This window comes from Candidatus Poribacteria bacterium (genome assembly GCA_026702755.1).
Classification (GTDB): domain Bacteria; phylum Poribacteria; class WGA-4E; order WGA-4E; family WGA-3G; genus WGA-3G.
In genome coordinates this window covers 137,850-148,226 of the sequence record JAPPBX010000031.1, presented here as the reverse complement: position 1 = coordinate 148,226, position 10,377 = coordinate 137,850, and the positions used below count along the sequence as shown (strand labels likewise).

General features: G+C 46.3%; 7 protein-coding genes. All 7 read right to left on the bottom strand.

Going from position 1 to position 10,377, the window contains the following annotated elements; translation table 11 throughout:
- Positions 1–29: 29 nt before the first annotated feature.
- Positions 30–770, bottom strand: coding sequence for a hypothetical protein (locus OXH39_06190; protein MCY3550033.1), 741 nt, complete (start codon positions 768–770; stop codon positions 30–32).
- Positions 771–803: 33 nt separating this feature from the next.
- Entirely contained in the window at positions 804–3,446 is a 2,643-nt protein-coding gene (locus OXH39_06185; protein ID MCY3550032.1) for a caspase family protein, read from the bottom strand.
- A 154-nt stretch (positions 3,447–3,600) separates the two neighbouring features.
- A complete protein-coding gene (locus OXH39_06180) occupies positions 3,601–4,659 on the bottom strand; it encodes a hypothetical protein (GenBank protein ID MCY3550031.1) in 1,059 nt (352 codons plus the stop codon).
- 24 nt (positions 4,660–4,683) lie between these two features.
- Positions 4,684–5,841, bottom strand: coding sequence for a pentapeptide repeat-containing protein (locus OXH39_06175; GenBank protein ID MCY3550030.1), 1,158 nt, complete (start codon positions 5,839–5,841; stop codon positions 4,684–4,686).
- A gap of 43 nt (positions 5,842–5,884) precedes the next feature.
- On the bottom strand, positions 5,885–7,354 hold the full coding sequence (locus tag OXH39_06170; GenBank protein MCY3550029.1) for an AAA family ATPase: 1,470 nt from the start codon (positions 7,352–7,354) through the stop codon (positions 5,885–5,887).
- A 102-nt stretch (positions 7,355–7,456) separates the two neighbouring features.
- Positions 7,457–8,662 carry a Gfo/Idh/MocA family oxidoreductase gene (locus OXH39_06165; GenBank protein ID MCY3550028.1) on the bottom strand — a complete coding sequence of 402 codons (1,206 nt, stop codon included), beginning with the start codon at positions 8,660–8,662 and terminating at the stop codon, positions 7,457–7,459.
- 101 nt (positions 8,663–8,763) lie between these two features.
- Positions 8,764–10,242 (bottom strand): DUF1501 domain-containing protein, encoded by a 1,479-nt coding sequence (locus tag OXH39_06160; GenBank protein ID MCY3550027.1) that lies wholly within the window; start codon positions 10,240–10,242, stop codon positions 8,764–8,766.
- Positions 10,243–10,377: the final 135 nt, after the last annotated feature.

Here is a 10,377-nt window from a genome sequence, read left to right as displayed (position 1 = left end):
CCTAAGGATACCAGATTTTAGATCAACTATCAAGATAATTGTGACAGACTACTAGTATCTCTGGATGAATTTTCCAATCGCGTGAGGGCATCGCTGAAATTAGGTGCGTATTCAGCCCCAATCTGAATAATCTCTGCCTCTTTCAGTGCTTCGTAAAGCGGATAAGTTTGTAAATATATCTTTGCTGCGTTTTTTATCTCTAATGCATTCTCTGCATTTTGAGCTTTCTCAAGAATGTAGTTAATCTCTCGGTGCAGTTTCTGTTCCTGTTCGGCATAAAGGTGCTTGAGCTCGTTCCGTCTGATGTAGACGAGAGCGTACGTGTATTGATCTGTGCGTGCTGCATCGACAGAGAGGTTCCGTTCACTAAGTCCGCCAAGTTGTAAAGCTGGAAATTTCTGGGGTTCTCGGCAATAATGTTCCAGTGCTGCGCCATAGTGTTCACGCACCATGTCGTATTGTACTGACTCATTTGAAAGAATAATATACTGGACCTTTCTAAGAACCCTTGTAGCGATTCTTTCCCGCGCATCTGCTAAGGCATTTTCAAAAGCTCCTTTGTCGGTTCCAGAGCTCTTTCCTACCTCAAAAAGAAATGTCTCAATTGGATATTTCTTTAGTTCAGTCAGAACCCAACCGGGTAAAGAGGCGGACTCTGAGGCATCGGCGTAGTTTGTCGTTCGGAAACCTGTACTTTCCATCAGTTCGGGTACGGCACAGCCGATCATTATACAGCACACAATTAGAAAAAAAGCGAACATGTTTCGCATGGCTTAAGTGCTCCTTTTTTTGAATTGATTGTTTCATTCTGTTGTAATAAATAGAAAATCGCTCCCTGGTGCATTTCGACCAAATTCACCAAAACAGGGTTTTGGATTACTAAGTTCCTCAAAGTAGGTTAAAATTTCCCTTATCGTCAGGATGTTGTCACGACCTCCTTCGCTTCGCAAGGCTTCAAGCAAGGCACGAGCAAATAACGAGTCATCTGGGACTTTTTCATTAGCTCCTGAGGTCAAATACCATCGAGTCGTATAGGTCCATTTCCGGGCAACATCTGCTTGTGAGAGAGAGCTAAACACGCCTTCCTCTTCACCACGCATGGCGAGTCGTTCATCAAATGTCCCACTATAGCAAGTGTCCATCACCAAAAAGATGTGCTTACAGGGCATCCTGTCAATAAAATCGCGGAAATAGGAGTGGGAGAAGTAACTCGTCCTGAGACTGTCATCTTCAGGCTTTTTTGTGTCTCGAGAGACGAGATAACCCATATTGGTATCAAAATCCCCGTGTCCCGCAAAAAAAATTAACAGCTGGTCTTCAGGAGTATATTCCTTCTGCGCGTATTTGTGTAGTACGCGAAGAATATCTGTCTTCGTTGGGTTCTGAATCAATTCAACTTGAAAGCCGTAGATGTCCTTTAAATCTTGACCGATGTTTATTGCATCAACTAGTGGATACCGGAGTCCGGGCCAGTGGTCATAAGTATTCACGGCGAACAATAGCGCGTAATCTTTTCGAGGCGGTGGATCTGGCAGAAGCGTGGATAGGTAGGTTATATCTTCAAATGCCTGATTACCCAATGTATCTGTTGCTGTTACGCGGATAAGATTGTTTTCATCAACCAATGAAACTGTTGTCTCAAACCTATCCCCAATAACTTGTGCTTCTATGTCCTGCACCTTGACTGTAGCGATACCACTCGGATCGTTAACTGTGCCTGAAACAAGGATAGACTCAGTAGGTAAAATATTTGGGGGTTGGAACCCGCGATCAGCACTACTAGCGGGAGAGTCAATGCTAATAGTAGGTCCAGTGGTATCTCGGACGATGGTAAATTGGTTCGTGTTTATGTTGCCACTTGTATCAATTGCTGTTACGCGAATAAGGTTCTCACCCTCAAGTAGTTGAACTGTTTTAGTAAAAGTACCGTCTACCGAGAACATCGTTTCTGTGCCATTCACTCTGATTTCATTTACACCCTTGTCGTCGGTGACATTACCTTGAATAGTAAACTGCTCAGTAGCTAAACGTACATGGTCCGATGTAGGGGAACGGATAGCGATCTGCGGTAAAGTTAGGTCGTCAGTTTTTTCTATCTTTTTGATAATAAATTGGTGTGTACCCATATTACCATATGCATCTGTTGCAGTGACACGAATTTCGTTTTTACCGTGATTAAGTGAAATTGTTGCCCTGAATTCACCCGTCTCCAAAACCATCGCCTGTAACTTGTTGATCCAGACTTCGTCAATCCTGCTGTCATCAGTGACATTGACTTTAACAAGAATCTGTCTGACAGTTGAATTCACGATACGTTCTATGGGTAAGTGAATAACAATATCGGGTGGTATGATGTCTTCACTTTCGGAGACGGGAGGCTCTGGTTCCTTCGGTAAGTCAACAATAGGTGCGTTTTCTTGATTCTCAGCCTCAGGGGAATCCGGCATTTCAAACCCAAAGTGAGCGAGATCCCAGAGTAAAACGGTGCGGTCCCTGCTACCGCTGGCAAGCATTCTGCCATCAGGCGAAAACGCAACAGAGGTTACCCCACCGTGGTGTCCCGGGAGTGTCTTAACCTCTCGGTGATTGACGACATCCCACAGTTTAACAGTGTAATCAACGCAAGCAGAGGCGAGTAGTTTTCCATTAGGCGAAAACGCTATTGCTTCGGCGTAGACATAGAGGTTGTTCTGAATTTCAAAGGTAGCAAGATTTTCTCCAGAAGAGACCTTCCAGAGTTTGATACTGTTATCACGACTGCTGCTTGCTAGTAGTTCCCCATCGAACGAAAACGCAATATCGTGCACGACACTGCTGTGCCCAGAAAGGGTTTTGTGTAATTGCTGGTCCGCGACATCCCAGAGTTTGATGGTCTTGTCACGACTTGCTGATGCAATCAACTGTCCATCGGGTGAAAACGCAACGGATTCGACGATACTTTCGTGTCCAGAGAAAGTAGCGATATCGCGTTTTTGAGGGACATCCCACAATTTAACGGAACTCTCTTGATCTTCTCCACCGCTAACAAGTGTTTTCCCATCGGGTGAAAATGCAACTGACTCCACCCAACCACCGTGTCTAAGAGAAATGCGTCTGCCTTCAGAAGAAACATGCCACAATCTCACATAGCCATCAAGACTTGTTGATGCGAGCAATTTCCCATCGGGTGAAAACGCAACCGATGTCACCGATTTGCTATGTTCTATGAAAGTCTCGCGTTCACTTCTGTCAGCAATATTCCACAATATGACAGCGTTATCATCACCACCGCTCGCGAGTAGTTTTCCATCTGGCGAAAACGCAACGGTATACACCAAAGCTCCGGGACTAAATCGCGCGATCGCTCCGTTAGGAAGGCGGTCAACAGGCGACTGTCCATTCGCAACGGTGAGGCTCGCCAGATATATCAGAAGTGTCGCGTTGAAAAGGAAAATTTTTTGTTTCATCTGATTCGCGTGTTGGCATTACTAACCTATATATGGATAGGTTATCCCTAAGTCCCATCAAAAGATCGCTTAGTTATGGTCAAACTTGACATTGTCTATGATAATTATACATGAAAGGTTGGATAAATCAAGTCTTTTCGCGTGGGGCAGTATTTCACTCTACAATGGAAAGTGTTTTCTGAATTTCCGGATGGGTTAAGTTGTTGGCTGCTTCAAAACGCAAGGTAACATGTACTTCTTGGGGTGCCATCTCTGAGTCTGTACTAAAACCCAGTGCTCTTGTTACTGACGCTCCAGGCGCGATGTCACCAAATTTTAGTTTCCAGTTGTTGAAGCGCGGATTGGAACTGTCAGTTATAGCCGCGAATTCTGCAAGCGTAGTTTGGTCCGAATTTTTTACGGTGACTTTTAATGTCGCCTTTTCACCGACCCGCAAACGGTGTTCGATCCATTGTACATCTACTTCAACTTGTGATACAGGAGGTGGTGGAGGCTGTATCGGGGTCGGTGGATCTAAATTCGGTATGATGATGCCTGAAACTGTGTAGTCTCTGCTGTGCTTTTTTCTCCCTACTTGGGTAGAGGCTCGAAACTGGAGTGATATGATGTCTTGTGATTTAATATCTTGGAGGACTGAACGATTTTTGAGCTTTTCCAGAAAATCCTTGATTTCAATATACTCAGCCCCGCTTGTTGTCCTATAATCTATGCCAATATCATCGTAATCTGGGAGTTCAATGCGGTACGGATGATTTATCAGAGGTTGTCTTGCGGTCCTTATGGCTCTTCGATCAAATGGATATGAGAAAGTCCAGTAGAGCAGAATGTCCGCTGGTACCCCAATCATCACTGCTTTTTCCCACGGTTCTGAACCGTACCAATCAAATGTATCATCGACAAAGGTGAATGTATAGTCATGATCCCAATTGTCATAGAGAACCTTTCCCAAAAGCCCCAGGGAGGCGAGACCAACACCAAGATCGGTGAGGGTTATCCGAGGTTTATATATGGTATAAGGCTGATGTTCCAGCGTTACACTGAGGCTATGGTTTGTTACATTAAATCCGAGTTGAAAATCCAGATCCATCTTGGTTTTATTGGCTTTCTTAACTCCGTACCCAATCCGGGTTTCGGCGAACCGAACCACCGAGCACCCTGTGATATTTATTAATATCAAAACCGTGAATGTGAACTCGGTTAAACTTTGTTTCACAAACACCTCCTTGTCTGTAGTGGATTAACTCCGACTTGCCAATTTGTTTGAGAAGATACTAATTAACCCCCCTAACATCAAATACCCAAAAATGACTTCCAACGTAACGAGGAGACGCGCAGCAGCATTGTCCGCGACGACATCACCAAAACCGAGCGTTGTGAAGGTGACAACGCTAAAGTAGAAGCAGTTCCAAAAGGTTAAGGGTTCACCGCTGTAAATACCCGTCGTCTGATGAAAGCGAGGCGACCAGTCCTGCATCCAAGTCGGTGTCCATGCCGGAAGCGGCATGTACGCAAGCGCGAACAGAAACGCGAAGAAGAGGGACCAGGATGCCCAAAGTGCAAGACTCCGTCCATAGTCGGAGCTCCATCGCCATAACTTTGCCAGTATAGGGTTCGCCTGATTGAACGCGCGTGTGAACTGTTGATCGGCGACATACCGTTTAAAAAAAGGGTTCGCGACTTCGTCTACGTGTCGGCTATCCAAATAGAACGCTGTGGGATGATGCTGTTTTCTACTGAATTTCGATTTCACTGCATGAAAAAGTGTGTCTGGAATATATTGAATATCGCGAAAGGCAGCAACAGAGACAAACTGCGCAGCGGTAAAGTTAGCGGTACCGAAAAATGTGGCGTTATTGAACGCTGTCGCTTCAGGAAACCATGTACCTGTGCAATCGAGTGTTCCTTGGAACAGCGCGCGCCGAAAATTGACTTCAATTAGAAAATTAGCCTCGTGGAAGACGGCGTTTTCCCTGAATTGAGCCCTATGGAAATCAGCGACATTGTGAAATCTTGCCCGCCAAAAACTGGCACTCTTATGGAAGGTCGCACTATGAAAGTCAGCACGCCTCTGAAAGATGGCTTCGCGGAAGGCACAAGGACCTTGTAAAATGGCTTCATCGAAGTCAATATCTGCTTCAAAGAGGGAGCGCCGAAAATCCACCTCTTCTTGGAAGACGACCATCCGAAAATTGACGATGTTTTTAAACGTGCACCCGATGCAAGAAAGTTTCTTATTCAGAAGGATCCGTTGGTTTTCGTCCCGTTCCCATTCTCTAAAAAATAAATCGACAACTCCTTCAATCGTACAATTCGTGAAGGTGACTGATGCAGCATCGCTTTGTAATGCGTCAAGGAAGGCTTGTGCTTTGATTGTTTCTCCGTGCTTCTCGTACATCTGTCTCTTTTACCTTGATTTTGTATGGTGAGATGGCGGGCAGTTAAAATTCTGTAAGAAGGTCCGCAAGCGGATTTTCGAGAACCGGTTCTTTTTCAGGTTGAACAATCGGATGACTTATTCCATCTTTGAGGTGGTAGACTTCGACATCGTCGGCTGTTAGCCAACATAACTTTGAGACACGCGCTTCTATCTCAGTCGTAGCGTCTGGATTCTTTTGTGCCAGTTGTCCGGCGGCTAAAAGGTTTTTGAGGACCGCCAAAAGATACGGACTGTGGGTTGTCAAAACGATTTGGCTGTCAATGTGGTTTCGCATCAAGGCGATGATGTGCATGAGATGTTTCTGTGTTTTTGGGTGTAAGTGTGCTTCCGGTTCTTCAATCACGCGAAAGATTATTTCATTGTAAAGCATGCTCATGAACACATCTTGTAGAATTCGGATAACATTTTGCTGCCCTGTCGACGCATGTTCTAAAAAAGTTGTATTTTCGCCGGTTGGATGCGAAAAGAGCCTCGATTGGGAAATTTCATCGATTGTTTCATATTTGCCGTTTAAGATGTAAGAAATTTTTTTCAGTAGGAATTCCATCATCGGTTTATCGATTTCATCTGATTCCTCCTCGATTCTTTGGTTAAAAAGGTTCCGAAAGTTCTGTGTACTAAAAGTATCAAGGAATTCTTCGTTTTTTTCCAAAAAGCGTGCGATGAGATGGAGATTCACGCGTGAACGGGCTGCGGCGCGCGTGTGAAGATCGCTTTTTATGCCACCATAAAAAATCCTTTTAAGGGCATCTGGGTAGTTGGCAGCAATATTTCTATCTGCGGGAATAAAAAGGCTGTCGCGATATTTACCGGCTAATTTCTCAGTGATGTCACTCATTCCGATCGCCATGTTCAGAATATAATAGAACCGATCGGCACTTTGGGTGTCTTGGGCGTTTTCTGAGGTTGTATCTGTTTGGACAAGTGAATTGGTCTCTGTTACGGCACTCTCAAGTTGTTTTAAGTTAACCTCTTTCAATTTATCCAGTAAGTTGTAACAGAGACTTTCGACTTCCTCCATAATATCGGGTAACGCAATATGAAGCGTTTTCTCGTCGGTTATCGTCAGTCTGATAGCACTTTCCCGTGTATAGTGGTAAGTGATTTCAAAGGGTTTTGTGGTTCCCTCTTTTTCCTCAGTCGATTTTTGTCCGGTAGTCTCCTGACTTTTCGCAACCGGTTTTGAGACCCCCTCGGCATCACCAAAAAACTCTCGGAATTTGCGGGCGATTTGTGTCTGGAATACCGTGGACATTTCTTGCCCGGGAGTTTGCAAATATTCTGAGGGGTGCGTATTGATTTGTCTGATGTGTTGCCGAAAGTCGCGGATTAACTCTTGGAAGAAATACAATAACTTCGCGAGGACACTTTTCCCGCTGGCTGTCTCACCAATAAAAACCACTAAGGTTTTATCCATATCGATCTCTGCTTCACGGATATTTATAAAGTTCTTGACAACCAGTTTAGGCATGATACCTCCAGAGGGATGAAGGTGTCGGATGCCGTTTGTAAATTAAGGTTGCGGTAGATTTCATAATTTAGGGTATCGTTTCCGTGTTTGGTAGGGGCTGGGTCATCCAGCCCTTACAGGGATCTGTGTCCATCCTTTGCTTGTCCGAATCGCGTCAATAGCGACTTGATAACGCCAACCATCTTGAAAAGTCAGATAGGGTTCGTGTGGACGATTTTCGATATCCGCGAGGAAATCCCGAACAAGCGCAGTCCATTTATTTTGGATGTCGTCGCCAATACGGGGCAAGTCATCGATGTGTTGCTTGGGGACAGACAATTCCTCAGCAGTCTCATCGATATTTTTAGGTGCGGTTTGCGGGTCCATATTATACAACGTAATCGGAGATAAGATATGTCTGCCTCCCCCGACCAGCGTTCCGTTGCTACCGTAGAAATACCAGCCTCCGGTAGGTGTATCCGTCGGCACACCCGGATGTGTCCGCATGGTCGCCAAGATTTTTTGTGGAGAGTTCGTTTGGTTAGTGGTGTCGGTCGCCATCCAAAAAAGTGCCGAGAAATTACTCTCAGCATCGCAGACCCGCCATTCAAATTTGGATGCTTCTTCGGGCGTAAGTTCTTTACGACTCCACACTCGAAAATCACGAATCTCTGGCACGACCGGTGCTTCTCTGATAAAGGTTCTGGCTTCACCGACAGCAGAAACAATTTTCATGCCTGTCATCCGTTCCAGCATACCGAGCTGATGTGTGAGTCCGTTGTTCAACACTCCCCCACCGTGCGCCAATGAGGTCATCCAATTCCACGGTTTTACCATCTTTGAAGAGGACGTACTTGACATCCGACGCTTGTATCCGATATCAATCTCCTTTAGTTCGCCGATGACTTTTTGCTGCGTCAGCAATTGACGGACGTAAGCGACACTTGGATCGTATAGGTGTGTCGCAGCAAAGCCGTGTTTCAGTCCTGTGTCTTTGATGAGGTTGTAGATGTGTCCTGCTTCCTCTGCGGTGAGTGCTAAGGGCTTTTCACAGATGATATGGCATCCGAGTTCTACCGCCAGTTGGATGACCTCGGTCCGCAAAATTGCAGGTGTTGTGAGTGCAACGATATCCGGTTTGTGTTTCAACAGGCTTTCACGCCAATTGATTGAAGCTTCAGCGACCCCTAATTGAGAGGCGACTTTTTGCACGACATCCGGTTTACGAGCACAGATAGCTAAGACTTCAACACCGTAATGTTGGAACGCTTTCGTGTGCCCTTCAGCCGACCAGCCAGCACCAACAACAATTGCTTTTAATTTTTTCATTCAATTCCTAAGTTTTAATTGGCGTGCTTAAGAAACAATATCTCCAACCTTTTTCTTAGTAAATAGGCGCGCCTGAAAGCGCGCCAAAATACCATTTCGGATTATGCCAAGAGCTCCGTGACAAGACGTGCTTTTTCTTCAACGCCTGTCAATCGATGGTCAAGCCCTTGGAATTTAAAGGTTAACCGCTCGTGGTCGATGCCGAGGAGGTGGAGAATCGTAGCATTGATATCCCGGACGTGAACAGGGTCTTTGACGATATTGTAGCTGAAGTCATCGGTTTCGCCGTGGACAACGCCACCCTTAATACCGCCGCCAGCCATCCAGCGTGTAAAGCATTTCGGATGGTGGTCGCGTCCGTAGTTATCGGGCGTAAGCGTACCTTGACAGTAGACGGTTCGTCCGAATTCACCGCCCCAGACGACTAAGGTTTCGTCCAGCATCCCGCGCTGTTTCAAGTCTTGGACGAGTCCAGCCGAGGGTTGGTCAATGTCGCGCGCCTGATTACGGATGTTCGTGGGCAGCTGACCGTGTTGATCCCAACCGCGATGAAAGATCTGGGCGAGGCGGACATCACGCTCCATCATCCGACGTGCAAGGATACAGCAATTGGCAAATGTGCCGGGAGTTTTGACCTCTGGTCCGTACATCTCCAAGACGTGCTCGGGTTCATCCGACAGATCGGCAAGTTCGGGAACGCTTGTCTGCATACGGAACGCCATTTCGTATTGAGAGATACGAGCATGCGTTTCTGGATCGCCTACTTCCTCGTAGAGTTCTTTATTGAGTTCAACGAGGGTATCCAGCATCTGTTTCCTTGTTTTTTCGTTAACCCCTTCTGGATTCGAGAGGAACAGCACCGGATCACCTTGGCTCCGCAACAGCACGCCTTGGTGTTCTGAGGGAAGGAAGCCAGAGCCCCAGAGACGGTTATAGAGTGCTTGTGCACCCTTCGGACCGCTCCATGTGGCGTTCATCACAATAAAGGCAGGTAGGTTCCTGTTTTCACTGCCGAGTCCATAACTCAGCCACGCGCCGAGACTCGGTTTACCCGGACTTTCATCACCGGTACAGAAGAAGGTGATAGCCGGATCGTGATTGATCGCCTCAGTGTGTACCGTCTTGATAATCGCAAGGTCTTTCGCCATCGCTCCAGTGTGCGGTAACAATTCACTAATCCATACACCGTCGCCACCGTTGTCATATTTCTTGAATTCAAATATAGAGGGCGCGATAGGGAACTTATCCTGTCCTGATGTCATCGTTGTGAGACGTTGACCCATCCGGACGGATTCTGGGAGGTCGGTATCAAACCATTTTCCCATATCCGGTTTGTAATCATAGAGATCCAATTGGGACGGTGCACCGGACATGAATAGGTAGATAGCACGTTTCGCCTTCGGCGCAAAGTGTGGTAACTCTGGTAGACCTCCGAATCTCGGTTTCGCTTGGCTTTCGAGCGCATTGGCGACAACGTTTGGCAGCAGCGAAGCGAGTGCTGCACCACCGAGTCCCGACGCACATTTCCCGAAGAATTGGCGACGGGTTTCAAGTTTCAGGTATTCCTTAATTGGGTCCATTGTGTACTAACTCCTTGCGCGGTTACAAACCGCACTGACGCAAGCCGCGTGTGGGCTTGCGGTTAACCATCTACTCGTCTCTGATACAATATTTAAATGCACGAGTAGATGGTTAAAATGTAGAAGGGCAAGTGA

Coding starts and splice junctions, on each gene's coding strand:
- OXH39_06190 (MCY3550033.1), bottom strand. CDS start 770: ATGCGAAACATGTTCGCTTTTTTTCTAATTGTGTGCTGTATAATGATC.
- OXH39_06185 (MCY3550032.1), bottom strand. CDS start 3,446: ATGAAACAAAAAATTTTCCTTTTCAACGCGACACTTCTGATATATCTG.
- OXH39_06175 (MCY3550030.1), bottom strand. CDS start 5,841: ATGTACGAGAAGCACGGAGAAACAATCAAAGCACAAGCCTTCCTTGAC.
- OXH39_06170 (MCY3550029.1), bottom strand. CDS start 7,354: ATGCCTAAACTGGTTGTCAAGAACTTTATAAATATCCGTGAAGCAGAG.
- OXH39_06165 (MCY3550028.1), bottom strand. CDS start 8,662: ATGAAAAAATTAAAAGCAATTGTTGTTGGTGCTGGCTGGTCGGCTGAA.
- OXH39_06160 (MCY3550027.1), bottom strand. CDS start 10,242: ATGGACCCAATTAAGGAATACCTGAAACTTGAAACCCGTCGCCAATTC.